At 34.8% G+C, this 23,158-nt stretch carries 22 protein-coding genes; 16 read left to right on the forward strand and 6 right to left on the reverse strand.

Features of this window, described 5'->3' with window-relative positions:
- Window positions 1-4 precede the first annotated feature (4 nt).
- The gene (locus G7A72_RS07835) at window positions 5-754 is read left to right on the forward strand and encodes a uroporphyrinogen-III synthase (RefSeq protein WP_091166128.1); all 750 of its coding nucleotides are present in this window, start codon (window positions 5-7) and stop codon (window positions 752-754) included.
- 165 nt (window positions 755-919) lie between these two features.
- Window positions 920-1,390 (forward strand): Lrp/AsnC ligand binding domain-containing protein, encoded by a 471-nt coding sequence (locus G7A72_RS07840; RefSeq protein ID WP_165152065.1) that lies wholly within the window; start codon window positions 920-922, stop codon window positions 1,388-1,390.
- 97 nt (window positions 1,391-1,487) lie between these two features.
- Here G7A72_RS07840 and G7A72_RS07845 read toward each other — a convergent pair whose 3' ends face one another.
- Window positions 1,488-2,177, reverse strand: a complete 690-nt coding sequence (locus G7A72_RS07845; protein WP_206531540.1) for a zinc metallopeptidase — start codon at window positions 2,175-2,177, stop codon at window positions 1,488-1,490.
- 208 nt (window positions 2,178-2,385) lie between these two features.
- Window positions 2,386-5,400, reverse strand: coding sequence for a leucine--tRNA ligase (locus G7A72_RS07850; protein ID WP_165153705.1), 3,015 nt, complete (start codon window positions 5,398-5,400; stop codon window positions 2,386-2,388).
- A gap of 169 nt (window positions 5,401-5,569) precedes the next feature.
- Between G7A72_RS07850 and G7A72_RS07855 the strand changes: the two genes are divergently transcribed.
- The 5 genes from G7A72_RS07855 to G7A72_RS07875 are packed head-to-tail and all read left to right on the forward strand — an operon-like array spanning window position 5,570 to window position 8,799.
- Window positions 5,570-6,445: an ABC transporter permease gene (locus G7A72_RS07855; protein ID WP_165152066.1), complete on the forward strand. Its 876-nt coding sequence runs from the start codon at window positions 5,570-5,572 to the stop codon at window positions 6,443-6,445.
- Window positions 6,446-6,491: 46 nt separating this feature from the next.
- Window positions 6,492-6,734, forward strand: coding sequence for a DUF3098 domain-containing protein (locus G7A72_RS07860; protein ID WP_091166136.1), 243 nt, complete (start codon window positions 6,492-6,494; stop codon window positions 6,732-6,734).
- Entirely contained in the window at window positions 6,735-7,556 is an 822-nt protein-coding gene (locus G7A72_RS07865; protein ID WP_165152067.1) for an undecaprenyl-diphosphate phosphatase, read from the forward strand.
- A gap of 6 nt (window positions 7,557-7,562) precedes the next feature.
- Complete coding sequence (gene truB / locus G7A72_RS07870; RefSeq protein ID WP_241258599.1) at window positions 7,563-8,264, forward strand: tRNA pseudouridine(55) synthase TruB; 702 nt, start codon at window positions 7,563-7,565, stop codon at window positions 8,262-8,264.
- A gap of 4 nt (window positions 8,265-8,268) precedes the next feature.
- Complete coding sequence (locus G7A72_RS07875; protein ID WP_165152068.1) at window positions 8,269-8,799, forward strand: hypothetical protein; 531 nt, start codon at window positions 8,269-8,271, stop codon at window positions 8,797-8,799.
- Window positions 8,800-9,176: 377 nt separating this feature from the next.
- Here the strand turns inward: G7A72_RS07875 and G7A72_RS07880 are convergent, their stop codons facing one another.
- A complete protein-coding gene (locus G7A72_RS07880) occupies window positions 9,177-9,776 on the reverse strand; it encodes a thioredoxin family protein (protein ID WP_165152069.1) in 600 nt (199 codons plus the stop codon).
- Between the two features lie 105 nt (window positions 9,777-9,881).
- Between G7A72_RS07880 and G7A72_RS07885 the strand changes: the two genes are divergently transcribed.
- The 3 genes from G7A72_RS07885 (at window position 9,882) to frr (ending at window position 12,112) form a co-directional block, all read left to right on the forward strand.
- A complete protein-coding gene (locus G7A72_RS07885) occupies window positions 9,882-10,661 on the forward strand; it encodes a patatin-like phospholipase family protein (protein WP_113665465.1) in 780 nt (259 codons plus the stop codon).
- A gap of 67 nt (window positions 10,662-10,728) precedes the next feature.
- Window positions 10,729-11,436 carry a UMP kinase gene (gene pyrH, locus G7A72_RS07890; protein WP_113634118.1) on the forward strand — a complete coding sequence of 236 codons (708 nt, stop codon included), beginning with the start codon at window positions 10,729-10,731 and terminating at the stop codon, window positions 11,434-11,436.
- A 112-nt stretch (window positions 11,437-11,548) separates the two neighbouring features.
- Window positions 11,549-12,112: a ribosome recycling factor gene (frr, locus tag G7A72_RS07895; RefSeq protein ID WP_099714201.1), complete on the forward strand. Its 564-nt coding sequence runs from the start codon at window positions 11,549-11,551 to the stop codon at window positions 12,110-12,112.
- An 80-nt stretch (window positions 12,113-12,192) separates the two neighbouring features.
- Here frr and G7A72_RS07900 read toward each other — a convergent pair whose 3' ends face one another.
- Window positions 12,193-12,522: a multidrug efflux SMR transporter gene (locus tag G7A72_RS07900; RefSeq protein ID WP_165152070.1), complete on the reverse strand. Its 330-nt coding sequence runs from the start codon at window positions 12,520-12,522 to the stop codon at window positions 12,193-12,195.
- 1 nt (window position 12,523) lies between these two features.
- Window positions 12,524-14,794 (reverse strand): cation:proton antiporter, encoded by a 2,271-nt coding sequence (locus G7A72_RS07905; protein WP_165152071.1) that lies wholly within the window; start codon window positions 14,792-14,794, stop codon window positions 12,524-12,526.
- 197 nt (window positions 14,795-14,991) lie between these two features.
- On the opposite strand from G7A72_RS07905, the gene G7A72_RS07910 reads away from it, so the two are divergent.
- Window positions 14,992-17,418, forward strand: coding sequence for an RND family transporter (locus tag G7A72_RS07910; protein WP_165152072.1), 2,427 nt, complete (start codon window positions 14,992-14,994; stop codon window positions 17,416-17,418).
- 89 nt (window positions 17,419-17,507) lie between these two features.
- Here the strand turns inward: G7A72_RS07910 and G7A72_RS07915 are convergent, their stop codons facing one another.
- On the reverse strand, window positions 17,508-17,966 hold the full coding sequence (locus G7A72_RS07915; RefSeq protein ID WP_113664933.1) for an RNA methyltransferase: 459 nt from the start codon (window positions 17,964-17,966) through the stop codon (window positions 17,508-17,510).
- Between the two features lie 308 nt (window positions 17,967-18,274).
- On the opposite strand from G7A72_RS07915, the gene asnS reads away from it, so the two are divergent.
- The 5 genes from asnS (at window position 18,275) to G7A72_RS07940 (ending at window position 23,082) form a co-directional block, all read left to right on the forward strand.
- Window positions 18,275-19,711 carry an asparagine--tRNA ligase gene (gene asnS / locus G7A72_RS07920; protein ID WP_121364246.1) on the forward strand — a complete coding sequence of 479 codons (1,437 nt, stop codon included), beginning with the start codon at window positions 18,275-18,277 and terminating at the stop codon, window positions 19,709-19,711.
- Between the two features lie 82 nt (window positions 19,712-19,793).
- Complete coding sequence (rpoN, locus tag G7A72_RS07925) at window positions 19,794-21,260, forward strand: RNA polymerase factor sigma-54 (protein ID WP_113664931.1); 1,467 nt, start codon at window positions 19,794-19,796, stop codon at window positions 21,258-21,260.
- 125 nt (window positions 21,261-21,385) lie between these two features.
- Window positions 21,386-21,637, forward strand: a complete 252-nt coding sequence (locus G7A72_RS07930; protein ID WP_165152073.1) for a hypothetical protein — start codon at window positions 21,386-21,388, stop codon at window positions 21,635-21,637.
- 207 nt (window positions 21,638-21,844) lie between these two features.
- Window positions 21,845-22,783 carry an ATP-binding protein gene (locus tag G7A72_RS07935; RefSeq protein WP_165152074.1) on the forward strand — a complete coding sequence of 313 codons (939 nt, stop codon included), beginning with the start codon at window positions 21,845-21,847 and terminating at the stop codon, window positions 22,781-22,783.
- A 2-nt stretch (window positions 22,784-22,785) separates the two neighbouring features.
- Window positions 22,786-23,082, forward strand: a complete 297-nt coding sequence (locus G7A72_RS07940) for an STAS-like domain-containing protein (protein ID WP_165152075.1) — start codon at window positions 22,786-22,788, stop codon at window positions 23,080-23,082.
- The last annotated feature ends 76 nt before the right edge of the window (window positions 23,083-23,158 follow it).

Here is a 23,158-nt window from a genome sequence, read left to right on the forward strand (position 1 = left end):
AAATATGAAAGTGAAAACAATTTTGGTGTCACAACCTGAGCCTAAGGTGGAAAACTCACCTTACTTTGAACTTCAACAAAAGCATAAAGTAAAAATTGATTTCAGACCTTTTATTCATGTAGAAGGAGTTAATGCAAAAGAGATTAGACTTCAAAAAATCGATCTCAACCATTACACCGCGATAATTTTAACGAGTAAAAATGCTGTTGACCACTTTTTCAGAGTAGCTGATGAAATGCGTTACAAAGTTCCTGAAGGATTAAAATACTTCTGCCAATCAGAAGCTATTGCTTTTTACCTGCAAAAATACGTTGTGTACAGAAAACGTAAAATTTACGTTGGACCGAAAGATTTTGCTGATTTATCTCCGCTGATTAAAAAATATAAAGACGAAAAATTCTTATTACCTGCTTCAGACCAATTGAATGCCGATGCGCCAATAACGCTCAACGCACTAAAAGTAGATTGGACTCCAGCCGTTTTTTACAGAACCGTAATGAGTGATTTATCCGATTTGGCCGATGTATATTATGATGTTTTGGCTTTCTTTAGCCCAACCGGAATAAAATCATTATTCATGAATTTTCCTGATTTCGAACAAAACGACACCCGAATTGCCGTTTTTGGGAGTACAACTCAAAAAGAAGCATTGGATCACGGTTTGAGAGTGGATATTCTTGCACCAACACCAGCAACACCTTCGATGACAATGGCTTTGGAAAAATACATTATTGAAGCCAATAAAGGAAAATAAAGAAAATACTTTTTAGATACAATTAAAGCCATTCGTAATCCGAATGGCTTTTTTTATGGCGTAAATTATAAAAAAGGCGAGTTACTCTTTACACTAATCGTTTTTTACTTAAATTTGATTTCCAATTCAAACTAAATTTAATATTTTAGTTTAAAATAACAACTCATGAAAATCAATTCCCTAGTAGTAGAAATTGACGGCATCGATAAAGAAATTTTACGCAACCTGATGGAAGATGCCCGAAAACCAATTCTTCAAATCGCCAATAAAATAGGGATTTCAGGAGCGGCAATTCATCAACGTTTGCGAAAACTGGAACAATCCGGCGTTATTTCGGGATCAAAATTCACCGTAAACAATAAAATATTAGGATACAACACGATGGCTTTTGTTGGGATTTATCTGGACAAAGCCGCCCGAAATCCAGAAGCAGTTCGTGATTTAAAGAAAATCCCCGAAGTTTTGGAATGCCATTACACTACGGGTAACTGGTCGATTCTGATAAAAATTATTTGTCGCGATAATGAACATTTAATGCAGTTGCTCAACACCAAAATCCAAGCGATAGAAGGCGTTTCCAGAACAGAAACCTTCATTTCCTTAGACCAGCAAATCGACAGACAGATTCAGCTTTAGATTTTTAGATTGTTAGATCATAAGCACAAATAAAAAGCCGTTTGCTTACAAACAAACGGCTTTTCTAATTATCTAAGCAGTCTAAATATCTAAAAGTCTAATCTCTTCTGCTTCCGCCCATATAAATGGAAACGTAATACAACAGCGTAGCAATTGATCCTAAAGCAGCCACGACATACGTTCGGGCAGCCCATTTCAAGGAATCCTTAGCTCCCGCTTGTTCTTGTTGCGTCAGCATTCTTTTGTTTTCTAACCAAGCCAACGCACGATTACTCGCATCATATTCGACTGGTAAAGTAACTATTGAAAACAAAGTGGTTGCTGCAAAAATGATAATTCCTACCAATAATAATTGCGGAAAAGTTTTCATCATTAAGATTCCGGCAAGCAAAATCCACTGCATGTACGTTGATGCCACATTCACCACAGGCACTAACTTAGAACGCATCGTAAGCCATTGATACCCCACAGCGTGTTGTACGGCGTGACCACATTCGTGCGCCGCAACCGCTGCCGCAGCAGCATTGCGTTGGTTGTAAACCGCCTCACTTAGATTCACGGTTTTATCTGCTGGATTGTAATGATCCGTCAAACGACCCGGTGTAGAGATCACTCTCACATCGCGAATTCCGTTATCGGCAAGCATTTTCTCGGCGATTTCAGCGCCTGACATTCCGTTTTGTAATTGTAATTTAGAATAATGTTCAAATTTACTCTTTAGTCTTGAACTAACTAACCAGCTGAAAAGCATAATTGCTCCGGCAAGAATCAAATAACCCATTCCCATATTTTTGTTTTTTAATTGTATTGTTAAAGTTATAAAAGAATTATCAAAATCTGAACCAATTTTTTATTTTGTCAATTTGGCATTGGTAAAATGGAACACGGATAAAGCAGATGAAACGGATTTGCGCAGATTTTTATTTATTAGAATTAAAAAATCCAAATTCTAAAAATAGAATTTGGATTAATATGATTGTTGCAATATGGAATACCTATCCCACCAAATTAATTATTTTTCCAGGAACAATTATCACCTTATTTGGCGTTCTGCCTTCTAATTGTTTGATGGTTCTTTCGTCTTTCATTACAATTTCCTCGATTTGTTCCTTGGTTAAATCCAAAGGTAAAACCATCGTGAAACGCATTTTTCCATTGAAAGAAACTGGATATTCCTTTTCGCTCTCCACTAAATATTTAGCTTCAAAAACAGGAAAAGCAACTGTCGCAATCGAACCTGTATTTCCTAACAACGACCATAATTCTTCGGCGATGTGTGGTGCATACGGCGAAATCACAATTGCTAATGGCTCCAAGATTGCACGTGAATGACAGTTTTGAGCGGACAATTCATTCACACAAATCATAAACTGAGAAACTGATGTATTAAAAGAGAAACCTTCAATATCTTCCGCCACTTTTTTGATGGTTTTGTGTAATGATTTCAAGTTGTCTTTGATTGGTGCGTCATTGGTAACAATCAAACCATTGTCCTCAAAATACAAACGACACAGTTTTTTCAAGAATCCAAAAACTCCCGAAATTCCTGCCGTGTTCCAAGGTTTTGCTTGTTCCAATGGTCCTAAAAACATTTCGTACAAACGCAACGTATCCGCTCCGTATTCAGTACAAATATCATCCGGCGTTACGACATTGTATTTGGATTTCGACATTTTTTCGATTTCACGACCAACGATGTATTTACCGTTTTCTTCCGTAACAAAAATTGCATTATTATATTCTTCTCTTGATTTATTAAATTTTTCAATATCTAATTCATCAGAGGAATTTACCATTGAAACATCAACGTGAATTGAATTTATTTGAATTTCTCCGATAGTATCTATTGGCATTTTCTCGGGAAACAAATCACTTAATTTTTTCAAATAAAAAGCTCTCGTTTTTTCTAATTCTTCTAAATCACCTTTTATTATTTTATCATATTTATTCTTTGAAATTAAAAATGATCCCATTTGTTTAATCATTTCATTGCCTTCAGAAGGTGCTGAACTTACTAACCAAGAAAATCTATAAACAAACGCACTCATTCCCAAAATCATTCCCTGATTGATCAGTTTTTTGAATGGTTCTTCGGTTGGCGCAAAACCTTTGTCTTTTAGGAATTTATTCCAAAAACGAGAATACAATAAATGACCTGTAGCGTGTTCGCTTCCGCCAATGTATAAATCAACGCTTTCCCAATACGCCAAAGCATCTTTGCTGGCAAATTCATTTTCATTGTTCGCATCCATATAACGCATCCAGTACCATGAACTTCCCGCCCAACCCGGCATCGTGTTCAATTCAAGAGGATGAATTGTTTTGTTGTCAACCAAATCCGTATTTACAACTGAATTTGTTTCGGTATTCCAAGCCCAAACCATAGCGTTTCCTAAAGGTGGCAAACCGTCTTCGGTTGGCAAGTATTTCTCTACTTCCGGCAAAATAATTGGCAAATGTTGCGCATCAATCATTTGCGGCAAGCCATTCACATAATATACCGGAAACGGCTCTCCCCAATAACGCTGGCGAGAAAAAACGGCATCACGCAAACGGTAATTCGTTTTTCCCTTTCCTTGATTTAATTTTTCTAATTCGGCAATTACTTTTTGGGTTCCTTTTTTATAATCTAATCCATTTAGAAAATCAGAATCTACCAATTGAAAACCTTCTTTGGCTCCAAAAGCAGCTTCAGATATGTCTTTGTCGAAAATATTTTTAATGGCTGACATACCTTGTTGACCTTTGAAGAAATTCGCAAAAGCATAATCTCTTTCATCGCCACAAGGAACCGCCATAACTGCACCTGTTCCGTAACCCGCCAAAACATAATCGCCAATCCAAACTGGAATTTGTTCTTTAGTAAACGGATGTTCTGCATACGCTCCGGTAAATACTCCAGAAATAGTTTTTACATCAGCCATACGTTCTCTTTCGGAACGTTTTGAGGTTTTTTCTATATAGGCATCCACTTCCGCTTTTTGTTCTGCAGTTGTAATTTGAGAAACTAATTCGTGTTCCGGAGCCAATGTCATAAACGTAACGCCGAAAATAGTATCGGGACGCGTTGTGAAAACCGCAATTTTAGCTTCTGAATTCTGAACATTGAATTCCACAGTAGCACCAACCGATTTTCCAATCCAGTTTCTTTGGCTTTCCTTGATGCTTTCGCTCCAATCAATATCATTTAAACTTTGTAATAAACGTTCTGCATAAGCCGAAATTCGCATGCTCCATTGCGTCATTTTTTTACGAACAACCGTAAAGCCACCTCGCTCCGAAACACCATTTACGATTTCATCATTTGCCAAAACCGTTCCTAATCCCGGACACCAGTTCACCTCAGTCTCGGCTAAATACGTCAATCTATATTGTAGCAAAATTTTCTCCTGCTGTTCTTTTGCGAAAGCGTTCCATTCATTTGCCGAAAAAGCTTCTATATTTTCATCGCAAACCGCATTGACATTTGCATTTCCTTCTATTACAAAAATGGAAACCAAAGTCGAAATATCTTCGGCTTTATCGCTGTTTTTATTGTACCAAGAATTGAATAATTGGATAAAAATCCATTGTGTATGTTTGTAATAATCCGGATTTGAAGTGCGCACTTCTCTGCTCCAATCGAACGAAAATCCAATTTTGTCCAATTGCTTTCTATATCCCGCAATTTTATTTCCTTCTTTATCTGTTCCACCGTCAATATTTACCGAAGTTGTATCTTCTGGGCGTTGTCCCGTTTGTATGGCATATTGTTCCGCAGGCAATCCAAAACTGTCGTAGCCCATTGGGTGCAACACATTAAAACCTTGGTGTCTTTTGTATCTTGAATACACGTCAGAGGCGATATATCCCAGCGGATGTCCCACGTGCAATCCCGCTCCAGATGGATAAGGAAACATATCAAGTACGTAATATTTAGGTTTTTCTGAATTGTTTTCGGCTTTAAATGTTTGGTTTTCTAACCAATATTTTTGCCACTTGGCTTCAATTTCGTTTGGATTGTATTTCATAGTATAAGCTTCAGAGAAACTGGCTAAGTCAGTTTCTTTCATTTTTTCTGGCAATGATTATTTTCAGGTGCCAAATTTACGTTTATTGTACGAAAGTTGAAACTTTGAGCGTTATTAACTTTAAATAAAGAAATTCTTTATTATTTTTACCCAATAATTTTAGTAAACTATGAGTTCTTCCTTTGATAATTTTCAAAAACGCCGGTTAATTTCCTCTTATTTTTCAGTAGTGCTAAGTGTATTCTTAGTTTTGTTTCTATTGGGAATATTAGGACTTTTTATTATAAATTCTAAAAAATTAGCCAACGATTTCAAAGAAAATATTGCCATGACGGTTTTTTTCAAGAATGAAGCCAATGACAGCATTGTGAAAGCTTTTGGAACCCAAATAAAAGCAAGTCCATTTGTGAAATCATACACTTATGTGACCAAAGAAGCTGCCGCTAAAGAACATACGGATATTATTGGTGAGGATTTTATGGAATTTCTAGGTGAAAATCCATTGCAAAACTCCTACGATATTCACTTGAAAGGAGATTATGTAATTAAGGACAGTATCACAAAAATTGAAGCTGGCTTGCGCAAAAATACTATGATTTCGGATATTGTATATGACAAACAATTAGTGAATTTAGTGAACGATAACATCAAAAAAGTGAGTATGTGGATTTTAATAATCAGCGGATTCCTTGCTGTTATTGCCGTATTACTGATTAATAGTTCGCTGCGTTTATCGATACATTCGAACCGATTTATCATCAAAACCATGCAAATGGTTGGTGCTACAAAAGCCTTTATCAGAAAACCTTTTGTAATGCGAAGCATAAAATTGGGAATGATTGGAGCAGTTTTGGCAGTTTTAGCATTAATTGGCGTTTTGATTTATGTTAAAACCAGTTTTCCAAATCTTGGTATTTTAGAAGACAAAACTATGATTGGCTTGGTATTATTGGCAGTTTTAGGAATTGGCGTTTTAATTACTTGGTTAAGCACGTATTTTGCAACACAACGTTTCTTGAACTTGAGAACAGACGATCTTTATTAATTTTAATAATGAGGAATAAGATTGCTTCGTTCCTCGCAATGACTTTATGAAAAACAACGAACAGAAACCAGAATTTCTTTTTGATAAAATAAATTACAAAATCTTATTAATTGGGATTGGAGTTATTGCCTTGGGATTTATTCTAATGTCAGGCGGTGGAAGTGACGATCCAAATGTGTTTAGTGAAGACATTTTCAATTTCAGAAGAATCCGATTGGCGCCAACAACCGTTTTAATCGGTTTTGGAATTACTATTTATGCCATTCTTAAGAATCCCAAAAACGCATAAATGAATACATTACAAGCATTTTTAATTGCTGTTATAGAAGGACTAACCGAATATCTTCCTGTTTCCTCGACTGCTCACATGGTTTTTCTAAGTTCTTATTTTGGAATTCAAGAGGATGATTTTGTGAAACTATTTCAGGTTTCTATTCAATTTGGAGCCATTTTGGCCGTTGTCGCTTTGTATTGGAAGAAATTTTTCGATTTCTCTTCAAAAAGTGTTGCCATCAACTTTTACATAAAACTGATTTGCGCCGTAATTCCTGCTTTGGTTTTAGGAAAATTATTCGATGATAAGATTGAAGCCGTTCTAGGAGATCCAATTCCCATTGCGATTGTATTGATTTTAGGTGGCGTAATTTTACTTTTTATCGACAGTCGTTTTCAAAGTCCAACGGTTCTTAAAGAGGAAGACATCACCATTAAAAAAGCAGTAATCATCGGTTTTTGGCAATGTTTAGCAATGATGCCGGGAACAAGTCGATCTGCTGCCTCAATCATTGGAGGAATGCAGCAAGGATTAACGCGTCATGCCGCAGCGGAATTCTCTTTCTTCTTGGCAGTTCCCACCATGATGGCCGTTACCTGTTACTCTGTATTCTTGAAAACCTACGAGTCTTCACAAATGAAAGGCTACGAATTGATTTTAAAATCAAACGAAAACATACAATTGTTCTTGATAGGAAACGTTGTTGCTTTTATTGTTGCCATTATAGCCATTAAATTCTTCATTGAAATCATCAAAAAATACGGCTTCAAACCTTGGGGTTGGTACCGAATAATCGTTGGAATCTTTTTATTGATTTACTTTTCATACTTTAAATAAATTCCTTTGAAGACAGCCGAAGATTACCAAGATGGACAAATTTTACTCATCGATAAACCCTTGAATTGGACTTCCTTTCAGGCGGTGAATAAATTAAAATGGGCTTTAATAACCAAACTGAATCTGCCAAAAAAATTCAAGATTGGTCACGCCGGAACTTTGGATCCTTTGGCAACTGGATTGTTATTAGTTTGTACCGGAAAATTCACCAAAAGAATCACCGAACTTCAGGGTCAAGCCAAAGAATATACCGGGACTTTTCACATTGGAGCCACAACGCCTTCGTATGATTTAGAAACGGAAATCGACCAAACTTTCCCAACAGAACATATTGACGAAGCTTTAATCCATGAAACTGTCAAACAATTTCTAGGCGAAATAGATCAAAAACCACCTATATATTCTGCTATAAAAAAAGATGGTGTTCGATTATACGAACATGCCAGAGCAGGAGAAACCATTGAAATTGCGACTCGAAAAACAACCATTCATGAATTTGAAATTACCAGAATAGCACTTCCTGAAGTTGATTTCAGAGTCGTTTGCAGCAAAGGAACCTACATTCGTTCACTGGCTTTTGATTTTGGAAAAGCAATGAATTCTGGTTCACATTTAACGGCTTTGCGCCGAACAAAAATTGGTAATTATGACGTAAAAGACGGCATAGATGTTATCGCTTTCGAAGATAGTTTAGCATCAAATAATTAATATTTTGAGACTTTTAAGAATCTTAACCGTTTCGCTTTTTTTTACTTTTTCTGCTTTTTCCCAAAATAAAAAATTTACCTACATTCAATTTGATGTAGCCATTCCTATTAAAGGAAATCCGGAACGTGAAGAAACAGATGCGAATGGCAACAAAAACAGCTCTTGGTTCCTGCCCGATGGACTGAACACTAAAATAGGCTATGGAGTACATTACAACAAATGGATTGCTTTAGGAATCAATACTGGAATAGACTGGCAATGGACCGAAAAATTAGTTATTGTTCCAGTTTTTGCAAATCTAAAGTTAAGTCCAAAAATTAGTGAGGATACTCGAATTGCATTACAACTGGGTTTAGGAAAAGCAATGGCGCTAGGTCGCGGGGATTTAATGGGAGAGTATAAAAAAATAAGTTTGGGTATTCAAACACCTGACGATTTGATTATATTTATTGAACTAAGCCATTACGCGATTCATATTAATAATCAAAAAGATACTGGAAGCATCAGTTTAGGACTTTCTTTAATCACTTTTTAAAGAATACTTTCTAAATTCTCCAATCGAATAAAAAGCAAAAACACATGATAAATACAAAATTGGATTTATTATGTGTTTTTTCTAAAATTAAAGTACTGTTAATCCATACTCTTTTTTCTACTTGGCTACGCCAAATTAATTTAATAATGAGGTATGTTCTTACCTCCAAATAGTAAATTAGACAAATAATCGTAAACCTTTTCAAATAGCTTTTTCATAGCGATGTTATTTAAATTGTTAAACAATATTTTTAAACACCAACAAAAAAGTAAATCAAATAGCAGACTTGGTTTTCAGATTACTAATATACAATTTTTTTAAATACAAAAAAATTAATTGTTTGATTTTAAGAAGTTTACACGCAGTTTGAATTTAAACTATAGCGTCTGCATTAAATTAATTATTTCATCTTGAGTACTAATTCCTTTATCGTGCAAATACCATAATTGCAAGTTAGTTTTTAAAGTTTCATCAATAACACCAAATTCTTTTTTATAATCAGCAACTAAATTCGCGGCAGCTTTAGGTCTCGGACCCCAATTTCCCAGCACACTTCCCGTTTCTTTATCTACGACAATCAGTATTGGAATCGCTTGCTTTTTATTGGTTAAAAATAACTTCATCAATTCTTCATTTTCATCACGCAACACAATTCTTAAATCAATTTTTCCGGATTCTACTGCCATCTTATTGATAATTGGCAATAATTGTGCGGCATCTCCACACCAACCTTCAGAAATCACTAACCAAATAAATTCGCTTTTCAAGGATTTTAATTTCTGAATAATCTCTTCTGATATTTGAATCGTTTTATCAAGACGATGCATTCGGGTTTCGTTTAGTTCACTGTAATGTGTTAAATCTTCTGATTGTTCTTCACCGGTTGATTTTTTTTCAAGTAATAAATCTGTAATAAGTTTTCTGTATTCAGAATACGAATGGCTATTAAACAATGCTTTGGCTACTGGAATTTTCATAATGAATTATTTGTTTTCACAAAGTTACCATAAAAAAGAAGCATTAATATGATATCTATCACTTTCAATTCCGCAAAAAGAGTAATTTTATGACAAATAATAATGATGGATTTAAAAACAAAATCAATAGGACTGGTTCTTTCCGGTGGTGGATCTAAAGGGTTAGCACATGCTGGGGTGATTAAATTTCTGGAAGAACAAGATATCAAACCGTGTCAAATTGCGGGAACTAGCGCGGGATCAATCGTAGGTGCCTTGTATGCTTGGGGAAAAACACCTGAAGAAATTTTGGAATTTTTCAAGTCTATTTATCTTTTTCATTGGAAACATCTGACTTTCAAAAAAGCAGGACTAATTGATTCCGAATCCTTCCGTTTTTATTTTCACAGTATTTTTGGCGATGCCGTTTTGAGCGATTTGAAAATTCCAATTCAAATTACAGCAACTGACATGGTTCGGGGAAAACTAAAAATATTTGCTCCCAGTACAAAAATCGTTGATGCCATTTTAGCCTCTTCTGCCTTTCCGGGAATTTTGTCTCCGTATGAAATCGAAGGGAGTATATACAGTGACGGTGGGATATTAAACCATTTTCCTACTGATATTTTACAAGGTCAATGTGATACCGTAATAGGAGTTTATGTAAGTCCGATTCAGAAAATTGAAGCCAAAGATTTGCGTTCCATCAAGGCAGTGACGACGCGGGCTTTTGATATACTTTCGGCAAATTCAAATATGCATAAATTTAATATTTGCGACTGGGTTATTGAACCAAAGGATTTGTGTCTTTATAGCACCTTTGAAACCAGTAAAGTAAAGATGAATGCGGTTTTTAACATTGGTTATGAAGCCGCAAAAAAATCGTATGAAAAACTTAGTTTATAAAATTTAAGCAACATTATATTAAAAAAAAAGAATATTCTATATTTGCACCAATCAACTCAACACACACATGAAATACAAAAGAATTCTTCTGAAACTAAGTGGCGAAGCTTTAATGGGCGACTTGCAATACGGAATTGACCCTAAAAGACTTGCTGAATATGCTGACGAAATCAAGCAAATTCATGATAAAGGAGTAGAAATCGCTATTGTAATAGGTGGTGGAAATATTTTTAGAGGAGTTGCCGGAGCGAGCGCAGGAATGGATCGAGTTCAAGGAGACTATATGGGAATGCTGGCCACCGTGATCAACGGAATGGCATTACAAGGCGCACTGGAAGAAAAAGGTATGAAAACACGCCTGCAAACGGCGCTGAAAATGGAATCCATAGCAGAACCTTATATTAAAAGAAGAGCAGATCGTCATCTGGAAAAAGGAAGAATCGTAATCTTTGGGGCCGGAACCGGAAATCCATATTTCACAACGGATACTGCAGCGGTTTTACGTGGTATTGAAATAAATGCCAATGTGATTTTAAAAGGAACTCGTGTAGATGGTGTTTATGATTGCGATCCAGAAAAAAATGCATCAGCCGTGAAATTCGATTTCATTTCCTTTGAAGATGTCCTTAAAAAAGGATTGAATGTAATGGATACGACTGCATTTACATTAAGCCAGGAAAATAAATTACCAATCGTTGTTTTCGATATGAATAAAGTAGGAAACTTATTGAAAATCTGCGAAGGAGAAAATATAGGAACTGTAGTAAATATATAATAGACTGTTAGACTCCTTAGATTTTTAGATAGACAAACAAGATGATTAGCAACACTAAAAATCTAAAAAAATCTAAAAACGTAATAAGTCTAAAAATCTAAAAACCTAAATTATGACTGAAGAAATTGAATTTATATTAGATAGTACTAAAGAATCCATGACGGGTTCTATTGCGCATTTAGAAAAAGAATTTTTGAATATTCGTGCAGGAAAAGCTTCTCCGGCCATGCTTGGAAGTGTATTTGTAGATTATTACGGATCTGCAACGCCACTTTCTCAAGTATCAAAAATTAGTGTTCCTGATGCTAGAACAATTACACTGCAACCTTTTGAAAAAAATATGCTACAAGTAATTGAAAAAGCAATTATGGTGGCCAATATTGGTTTCAATCCGATGAACAACGGTGATGTAATTATTATCAGTGTTCCTGCATTGACTGAGGAAAGAAGACGCGATCTTGCCAAACAAGCCAAAGTTGAAGCAGAAGATGCTAAAGTTGGAATTAGAAATGCAAGAAAGGATGCGAATACAGATATTAAAAAATTAGAAAAAGAAGGAACTTCCGAGGACATTTGTAAAAGTGCCGAAGAAGAAGTTCAAAACTTAACCAATAGTTATATCCGTAAAATTGATGAACTTTTAGTAGTGAAAGAAGCTGAAATTATGAAGGTGTAATTCCCTTTCAAATTTTATTAAAAATCCGTCTCGTTAAACTAACGAGACGGATTTTTTATTTCAAAAAATTGAATTTCCCTTTAATGACTCGAAACGAATTTCAATCCAATAATAGAACTGATTAATGTGGTGATGAAAAAGATTCGCCAAAAATCAGCTGGTTCTTTAAATACAAAAATTCCAACAAGAACTGTTCCTACTGCTCCAATTCCCGTCCAAACCGCATAAGCAGTTCCTATAGGCAATGTTTGTGTGGCTTTGTAAAGCAACACCATACTTATTGTCAAACAAACCAAAAATCCGCCCAACCATAATGTTGCTGTCATTCCGGTGCTTTCTTTCGCTTTGCCTAAACAAGTAGCAAAACCCACTTCAAAAAGGCCTCCAATAATCAATAATATCCAGTTCATCTTATTGTTTTAAAATTAATACCGAAGGAACTTCACTCAACCAATCACTTCTGGAATCCACTAGTTCTTTCCAACTTTCGAGACTAATCAGCATTAAATCCTGCTGTGCCAAAAATTCCTCTTTAATAATTTTATCAGATATCAGAACTACATTGTTTGGGTATTTTTGCTCCAAAGAATCAATAGCGCTGTTCATTACAAAATTAGTTGTAAGATGTCCATTCACATCCAAAATAACAATTTTAGCGTTATTATTGTAAACTAATTTCTGAATAAAATCAATCACAAACGAATCTTCGGGACTGAAAATAGGAATGAAAACATGATTAACGTGCTGCAAATCTTTATCAATCAAAATCCCAATTGGCATTTTGGTTTTAGAAATAATCTGTCTCGTTCTTTCGTCAAAAGGAGAGTTTTCGAACAAGCCTTCTTTCCCGGTAAACTTATCAATCAAACGATCCGGATTAATTATTCTTGTTGTAAATCCGATTACTTTTCCAAGAATGGTACCTTCAAATATTGATTTTCCCAGACCTATCAATAACAAATCATAATCGCCTTGATTGGCGACATCAGCAATCTCAGTTTCAATATCCATCGTTGCTTTAAAAATGGTAGTGATGTCCTGTTTCAGCAGTTGGGATTCTTCAACAATGGGATAAAAACTATTTTTTTCTTTATCATCTAAATTAAAAGTATGCACCTCATCGCTTAGAGATAAATGCATCACGGTAATACTCGAGGTGCTTTTCTGTTTTTTTATCAAACTATTGGCCAATCGCAACAAGGATTTTCCTTTTTCATTGTTTCCAAATGAAATTAAAATGCGGTATTTATTATGGTTTGTCGGTTCCAAAACTTCAACTCCATCTTTCGTTTTAAAGATGTAATTGATTAAATCCAAAGCAGGTCCCGTCATAAAAGTAGTAACAAGCGCCATAATCACCATCATGGTAAACACTTCGGGGGTCAAAACTTTAAGCTCTAATCCAATATTTAAAACAATCAATTCCATCAAACCTCTAGTATTCATCAAAGCGCCAATTGTTAAACTGTCACGCCAACTCTGACCAACAAATTTGGCTGCCAAGGCGCTTCCTAAAAATTTTCCAACTACTGCAACCAAAATAATAAAACCGGTAACTTTCCATAAATACGGATCATTAAGAAGACCTACTTCAGTTTTCAAACCAGTGAATACGAAGAATAATGGCAGTAAAAGAATCAACGCCACATCCTCTACTTTTTCTATGAATATGGTTCTGAATTTTGGAACATCAGGCATAATTGCTCCCGCCATAAACGCTCCAAATAATGCATGAATCCCAATCACTTCGGTAGCATAAGACGAAATAATAAGCACCAGAAAAAAGATAGCCACAACCGGTTTGATAATAGTGTCTTTTGAACCATATAAATCTCCAATTCGCTTTAGAAATGGCTTTACAATATAAATCATCGCTATAACATAAAGCACTGCCAACATAATGATGTATAAAGAACTAACGAAAGTTCCTGCTTTGACAATGGCAATTACCACCGCCAAAATACACCATGCCGTAATATCATCGGCAGCAGCACAAGTAATGACAATCGCACCAAGTTTCGTTTTATGAATTCCTCGTTCCTGCACGATTCTGGCCAAAACCGGAAATGCAGTGATACTCAACGCAATTCCCATAAACAAACTAAAAGAAAGGAATTTAACACCTTCAGGAGCAAATCGATTGTACACAAAATATGCTAGTCCTATTCCAAGAGCAAATGGAATTACGATACTCGCATGACTGATGACCACCGCTTCATTGGCTTTATTTTTCAGCACTTTCAAATCAAGTTCCATTCCGATGACAAACATAAAAAGGATTAATCCTATCTGGCTCAAAAACTTTAAATTACCCAAGGATTCAACAGGAAATAAAGCGCCCGAAAATTCCGGAAAATACATCCCTAACAATGAGGGCCCGAGCACAATTCCCGCGATAATTTCACCAATTACGGAGGGTTGTCCTATTTTCTTGAAAATCCATCCAAAAACTCGGGCAACAAGAATAATGGTTATGATTTGTGCCAGAAGAATAGCCAAAGGATCTTGAAAATTATGCTGCATGGAAACTAAAAAATCTCCCCAAGAACCCCTTCCGCTTTCAGGTGTAACTATTGTTTCTGCCACTTCTAAACGTTTTCCTTTGGTTATAATCCAATACATCAAAGCAGTAAAACCGCCCGTTATAACCAAATAAAAAACTGTGTTTTTATAATTCTTCATATACTATTTTATGTCAGCATTTTCAACTGTGAACCATCACGATGAGAATTCAAATGTATCAATTATATCTCAAAAAAATATTTAATTGCAAATAAAATAAAGTTGCGTTAATATTGGCATATACTTCTAAAAAGTTTCCGTTAAAACAAATGATTTATAGCGGTTTTAACTACCTTTACCGCCGTTAAACAGGAAATATGATCAAGTGGTTCAGTTTAGGATTTTGGGAATTAATAGCCCGAATTGTCCTTAGAAATAGAATTTTAATGTTATCCATTATTGTTGTGATAACTGCGCTTTTAGCACTGCAATGGAAAAATATCCACTTCACTTTTACCGAAGCCAATTTATTGCCGGATGATAATATTGTAAATATTGAGTACAACGCCTTTTTGAACAAATTTGGTGAAGAAGGAAATCTGGTCATTATCGGTGTAAAAGACGACGCCATATTTACCCCAAAAGCCTATGCTTCCTGGAGTAAAATGATGAATACCCTCAAAGGAGACAAAGCGGTTGATTTAGTGGTTTCGTTAAATGACTTAAAGAAATTACAAAAAAATGATTCGTTGGAAACCTTTGAACTGGTTCCTTTTGTGGACCAAAGCAAAACTGTTGACCCGGCCTATCTTCAAAAAATAAAAAAAGAACTTTTCAATGATTTGCCTTTTTATGAAGGATTGCTTTTCAACAAAAGATCGGGAAGCATTCGCTCTGCTGTTTACATGGATAAGAAAATTGTAAACACGGCAGCCAGAAAAGATTTTGTCCTTGATAAATTGATTCCCGCAGTCGAAACATTCGAAAAAGAAACTGGAATCGACCTGCGCGTTTCAGGAATGCCTTACATCCGAACGCTGAATGCAAAAACCATCACCGATGAAATTAGCATCTTTATTGGAGCCTCATTATTAGTCACTTCATTGCTTTTCTTTTTCTTTTTTAGAAGTTTTAGAGCGACATTAATATCAATGATTATTGTTATTATTGGCGTGATGTGGTCGTTTGGATTTTTAGGATTATTGAATTACGAAATCACGGTTTTAACGGCTTTAGTTCCTTCATTAATCATCGTAATCGGGATTCCGAATTGTATTTTCCTGACCAATAAATACCATCAGGAATATAAAATTCACCACAATAAAGCCAAAGCATTGCAGCGCGTCACCACCAAAGTAGGAATGGCAACCTTGATGACAAACCTTACCACTGCGATAGGTTTTGCTACATTTGTGGCGTCAAACAATCAATTATTATTAGAATTTGGTGTGGTGACTTCCATCAATATTATGGCACTTTTCTTTTTGTGTATCATTGTCATCCCTATTTTTCACAGTTATATTCCGGCACCAAAAGAACGTCACATCGAGCATTTAGACCGTAATTATGTGAAGGTCTTCATGGATTGGATTCTGAGAAACGTAAAATACAATCGGTTTTCAATTTATGTCGTTTCGATTGTTTTGCTTGTCATAAGCATTGTAGGAATCTACGAAATGCGTATTTCCGGCAGTTTGATTGAAGACATGCCTAAAAAAGAAGCCTTTTTTGAAGATATTGTTTTCTTCGAAAAAGAATTTGATGGTGTTATGCCGCTGGAAATTATGATTGACACCAAACGCAAAAAAGGAGTCATGAAATTGTCTACGCTGAGGCGAATGGACGAACTGGAGGAAACCATTGACGAAATTCCGGAATTATCAAAACCTATTTCGATTGTGAATCTGGTAAAATATTCCAAACAGGCGTATTACAACGGAAACCCCGATTATTACGATTTACCAAGTTCACAAGAACAGTCGTTTATTTTGTCTTATGCTAAAAATGCCACAAAAAATTCGAAAGACAATCTGATGAAAAGTTACGTGGATTCCACGGGACAATTTGCCCGAATCACGACTTTTATGCGCGATGAAAACGGCGATAATATTGCCAAAATTGAAGCCGAAATTCGCAAGAAAGCCGATAAAATTTTCCCGCCAGATCAATATAAAGTCACTATCACCGGAAAAGCTTTGGTTTTTCAGAAAGGAACAGGATACCTCCTGGACAACTTACTTTCGTCGCTGGCATTTGCCTTTTTCTTGACTGCGCTTTTGATTGGTTTTATGTTCCGCTCGTTCAAAATGGTACTGGTTTCCATCATTCCAAATTTACTGCCGTTAATGTTAACTGCAGGAATCATGGGATTTCTGGACATTCCACTGAAACCATCGACGATATTGGTTTTTGGAATTGCATTTGGACTTTCGGTGGATGATACCGTTCGATTCTTGTCTCAATACCGTGAGGAATTAAAGAAAAACAACTGGAAAATCCGCAAATCGGTTTACGCCACATTTACGGATGCCGGCTTGAGCATGTTCTATACTTCTATCGTGTTGTTCTTTGGATTTTCGGTGTTTATGTTGTCCAGTTTTGGAGGTACAATTGCACTTGGAGGATTGATTTCGTTAACATTATTGTTTGGAATGCTATCAAATTTAATGTTGCTGCCAGCTTTGGTACTGACCTTGAATAAAACACTGGCCAACGAACAAGATTTTATAGAACCGAAAATAGATATCATCGAACCAAGCGATGCCGAAATTGATGATTTAGAAAAGAAAAAATTGGATAATTAGTCGCTATTATAATATAATCTTTCCAATCCTGTCATGTTTTTGTATCCTGACAGGATTAGATTTAAAATAGAATATAATAAACTGTTTTTTTAAGATCTGGGTTTATTAAGTCCCCGATCATAAAGAACAATACTTCCTGCAACAGAAACATTCAAACTTTTCTCGGATTTGAATTTTACGAGGTAATGACATTTTGCAATAGCTGCTTTTGATAGCCCGCTATCCTCAGCGCCCAATAGATATACACAACGTCTTGGATGTTCAAAAGTTTCTAAATCAGTTGCGTTTTCATCTAATTCGACACCTACTAATCGGGCACCTTTTGGCAAGTTTTTATAGAAGTCTTCAAACGACTCATAGTGAAAATAAGGAATTGACTTTACGGCATTATGCGTATCGGAAGACTGTTTAGCATACCGATTACCAATTGTAAAAATATAACTTGCACCAAGATTTTGTGCTGTGCGCCATAATACACCCAAATTCTCAGGAGTTTTACCGTTTTGAATCCCAATGCCAAAATACTCTGTTACAAAATTGTCGTTCATAGGGCAAAAATACAAACTGTTAGTAGGTTTGTCAAGTTTTTAAAATATTTATACCTGCAGTCTTTTGTTTATACTGTCGATTTTTATTGAGACAGCTTCTAATTTTGTTTGAAAACCTAAAATTCCACCACAACCTAGCCCTGATAACAGCGGCATCCTTTTACTTTTTTCTTTAAAAAGTAAAAGATATAGCGAATAGCAGGAAATAGCTCCTGATTACCCTATTTCTTACAATGACTTTTCAAACAAATCATTTATATTTGCAGTTCAGTCACGAGACAATTTTTAATATCAATTATATACATAAAATGAGACATACAAAAGTTAAAGACTTACTAAACAGCACAAAAACGCTTCATGAAGTAAATGCAAAAGGATGGGTGAGAACTTTTAGAAACAATCAATTTATTGCCTTAAATGATGGTTCGACCATTGATAATATACAATGCGTTGTCGATTTTGAGAACACGCCAGACGAGACTTTGAAGAGAATTACGACTGGAGCCGCAATATCTGTAACAGGAACTTTGGTGGAAAGTAAAGGTGCCGGACAGAAATTTGAAATTCAGGTGGCTAAACTTGAAATCCTTGGAGATTCAGATGCAGAGAAATTCCCGATACAACCAAAAAACAAACCGAGCTTGGATTTCTTGCGTGAAAATGCGCATTTGAGAGTTCGTACCAATATGTTTGGAGCCATAATGAGAGTGCGTTCAGTATTATCATACGCGGTTCACAGCTATTTTCAAGAAAAAGGTTTTGTGTATGTGAATACGCCAATTATCACGGGATCGGATGCTGAAGGTGCTGGTGAAATGTTTAAAGTTACTGCTTTGCCATTTGACGGAACACCAAGAACTGAAGACGGAAAAGTGAATTACAAAGAAGATTTCTTCGGGAAAGAAACGAACCTAACGGTTTCGGGACAACTGGAAGGAGAAACTTTTGCGATGGCTTTGGGTCAGATTTATACTTTTGGACCAACTTTTAGAGCTGAAAACTCGAATACTTCTCGTCACCTTGCAGAATTTTGGATGATTGAGCCGGAAGTGGCGTTCAATGATTTGAATGATAATATGGATTTGGCCGAAGATTTTATTCAATATGTAATCAAATACACGATGGACAAATGTCCGGAGGATTTGAAATTCTTGGAAACACGATTATTGGATGAAGAGAAATCAAAACCAGTTGCTGAAAGAAGCGAAATGGCTTTGCTCGACAAACTGAACTTTGTTTTAGAAAACAATTTCAAACGAGTTTCATACACCGAAGCAATTGACATTTTAAGAGATTGTACGCCAAATAAAAAGAAAAAATTCAACTATATTATTAACGAATGGGGTGCTGATTTACAATCAGAACACGAACGTTACTTGGTAGAAAAACACTTTAAATGTCCGGTAATCTTGTTTGATTATCCAGCAAATATCAAAGCATTTTACATGCGTTTGAACGAAGACGGAAAAACAGTTCGCGCGATGGACATCCTTTTCCCTGGAATTGGAGAAATCGTGGGAGGTTCTCAAAGAGAAGAGCGTTTTGATGTTTTGGTTGAAAAAATGAAAGCCTTAGGAATTGATGAAGAAGAATTATGGTGGTATCTAGATACCCGAAGATTCGGTTCAGCGGTTCACTCTGGTTTTGGACTTGGATTCGAAAGATTGGTGTTATTTGTAACAGGAATGACTAATATTCGTGATGTAATTCCTTTCCCAAGAACACCTATGAATGCGGAATTTTAAAAATTTGTTTCAGATTTAAAGTTTAAAGTTGTTGAAAATTCAGCAACCTTAAACTTTAAACCTTAAACTTTAAACAATAAAAATGCTAAAGCAATTTCTAAATTTAAAATTATCCCAGAAATTATCTCCACAGCAAATTCAGCTGATGAAGTTAATTCAATTGCCTACGCAAGCTTTCGAACAACGTTTATTGGAAGAAATGAACGAAAATCCAGCTTTGGAAGCCGGAAAAGAAGAAGATGAGTATGAAAAGGATGAGTTCGAAAACGAAGATTATGACGATTATGATGATGCCGAATCAGAGCGTATTGACGCAGAAGACATCAATATTGACGAATATTTAAGCAACGACGAAACGCCAGATTATAAAACACAGGCTAACAATTATAGCGATGATGACGATGATCGCGAAACGCCTTTTGCAGCACCGGTGAGTTTTCATCAGGATTTAATCAATCAGTTGAATACTTTTATCCTGAATGATGAAGAGCGTGAAATTGCTGAATTTTTAGTAGGAAGTATTGATGACATGGGCTATATCCGCAGAAGCGTTCCAGATATGGTAGACGACATGGCGTTTACACAAGGTATTTACACCGACGAAAAGATGGTGGAAAAAATGCTGCAGGTGATTCATGAACTCGAACCATCCGGCGTAGGAGCACGTGATTTGCAAGAATGTTTATTGTTGCAATTGAAACACAAAACACCAACAGAATACGTGGAATTAGCCACTGATATTATAGAAAATCAGTTTGATGCTTTTACCAAAAAACATTACGATAAGCTATTACAAAAATACAATGTTTCGAATGAGCAACTTAAAAAAGCCATTCACGAAATAGAAAAACTAAATCCAAAACCAGGCGGATCGTTTACTGGAAACAACAAAGTAACTGAAAATGTAGTTCCTGATTTTGCCATCAGAATTGTGGACGGTGAACTGGAATTGACCTTAAACGGACGAAATGCTCCTTCCCTGCACGTTTCTAAAGATTATCAGGAAATGATGCAAACCTACAAAGATTCCCGTGATAAATCAGCGCAACAAAAAGATGCGGTGCAGTTTATCAAACAAAAACTGGATTCGGCTAAATGGTTTATCGATGCGATACGACAACGTCAGGAAACGCTTTTTGTAACCATGAATGCTATTATGCATTATCAGGAAGAATATTTCTTGGACGGTGATGAAACCAAGTTGAAACCGATGATTCTGAAAGATATTGCTGATATGGTAGGTCTTGATATTTCTACGATTTCACGCGTAGCAAACAGCAAGTATGTGGAAACGCCTTATGGTACTAAACTGATAAAAGAATTCTTCTCGGAAGCGATGAAAAATGATCAAGGCGAAGATGTTTCGACATTGGAAATCAAAAAAATTCTTCAGAATACCATTGAAGAAGAAGACAAGAAAAAACCACTTCCGGATGATCAATTGGCCGAAATTCTTAAAGAAAAAGGCTATCCAATTGCCAGAAGAACAATCGCAAAATACAGGGAACAACTCGATATTCCGGTAGCGAGAATGAGAAAAAAGATGTAAATAATTACGGATTTGGAATTACATTTTTGATTGTGTGACAATACTAAACGCAAATATTTCCGAAGTTTTAAAAAAAATAACTGCTAAGTTAAAATAAAAAATTAATATTGTACAAACATATCTTTATGAATGACATAGGTGTATTACAAGAATTAATTGGTAAATTCTCTAACAACGTTGATAACAATAATAAATTATCCATTGCACTGTTGATTTTTATGATTATCAACATATTAATGAGTTTAGTAAATATATTATCAGATCACAAATTAAAAAATAAAGAAAAGAAAATTTTTTCTTTCACATTAAAAGAAAAAAGAAGAATTGAAATATTTGAAAAAATTTATCAGCTCCAAGATAAATTAACTTTTTTATGATGGCAGAAATGAAAACAATTTATTCTTAATCGACATTCAAGACATTCAAGCTTACGTTGGTCAAAATAAACTATATTTAAGTAAAAAGGAACAATATCTCATAAATGAAATTAATGATTATTTTAAAACAGTATTAACAAATTATAGAACAAAAGACTACAGAAGGGAAACAGAATTATTTACGAAAATGGAAGGGATTTTTAGAGAATGATAAGATTTGAATTTCCAAAAATTATTAAACCAAATAATTTTACAACTTTACTGGCAAACTTAGAAGATGCTTTTAAAATGGAAAACAAAAGTATTTCCAATGTTAAAATTGACTTAACTAAAGTTACAAAAACTTCTTTACTTGGCATTTTAATGAATTATAAATTCATTGAATATACCTATAAAAATAATTGTTTTAGGAGACCCGAAATGATTGTAAATAAATATGTGGAACAACAATGGGAAAAGTATGGTTTTACAGATTTAATATATTCTTTTGTATCTAATAAGGACATTTCAGAAAAAGGTTATAAAAAATTAGAAGTAAAAGTTGATGAAAAATTCATTATTGCACCTCAAGCATTACTTCGCTCTAATGATTACTCTGAAACTGCATTGAAAAATAATTTTCTTCCTAAAATAGAAAATTATTATCAAGAAAATGAAAAAGTTGTTTCAATGATTTTTTTGTGCTTATCTGAAATTTTATTGAATTTTTGGGAACATGCCATTGATGATACTAACTCAATTTTAGTTGCAGAAGGTAATAAAAACCAGATTGAAATAGTTTGTGCAGACACAGGAAATGGAATAATAACTTCCTTAAATAAGGTCTTAGATGAATCAATTATAAGTAAATCAGATAAATTAAAAAAAGCTGTTGAAAAAGGTATAACTTCAAAAAAAATGTCAAATCATATGGGTTATGGATTATGGATTTTGAATCAAATTGCAACAAAAACAAATGGAAGATTTCATATTTATTCTGAGGGAGCAAGTTTTAAAAATGACTTTGGAAAAGAATTAACAAATAGTTGTGGATATTGGAAAGGAACAATAATATATTTATCCTTACCTTTATTGAAACCAATCACATTAAGTGATATTGAGGATCATAATGAAGGTGATTTGAGTAAAATTAAAATTAATTGGTAAAAATGAAAACAATAGTATTAAACCAATATGGCCCAATAATTAGTAATAAAGAAATTGGGGAACAAATATTAAAATTAATTGAAACATCTCTTGCTAAAGAACAAAAGATAAAAATAAATTTAGCTGATATTAAATCAATGGCTACTTTTTGCGCTAAACAGATATTTGGATTTCTCTATTTAAAATTAGGTCCCGAATCATTCTTCGACAGAATTGAATTTATAAATACTTCAAATGATTTAAAAACAATTATAAAAATTGGTATACAAAGTGCCCTAGAGATGAATCAAGAATCATAAAAAAATGATTGATAATCCTTAAAGATTATATGTTTTATTGTGTAGTTTTTCTTTAAAGCAATCCAAAAAAATGATT

Origin of the sequence: Flavobacterium sp. Sr18 (assembly GCF_011064265.1) — a bacterium.
In the GTDB taxonomy this organism is placed as follows: domain Bacteria; phylum Bacteroidota; class Bacteroidia; order Flavobacteriales; family Flavobacteriaceae; genus Flavobacterium; species Flavobacterium petrolei.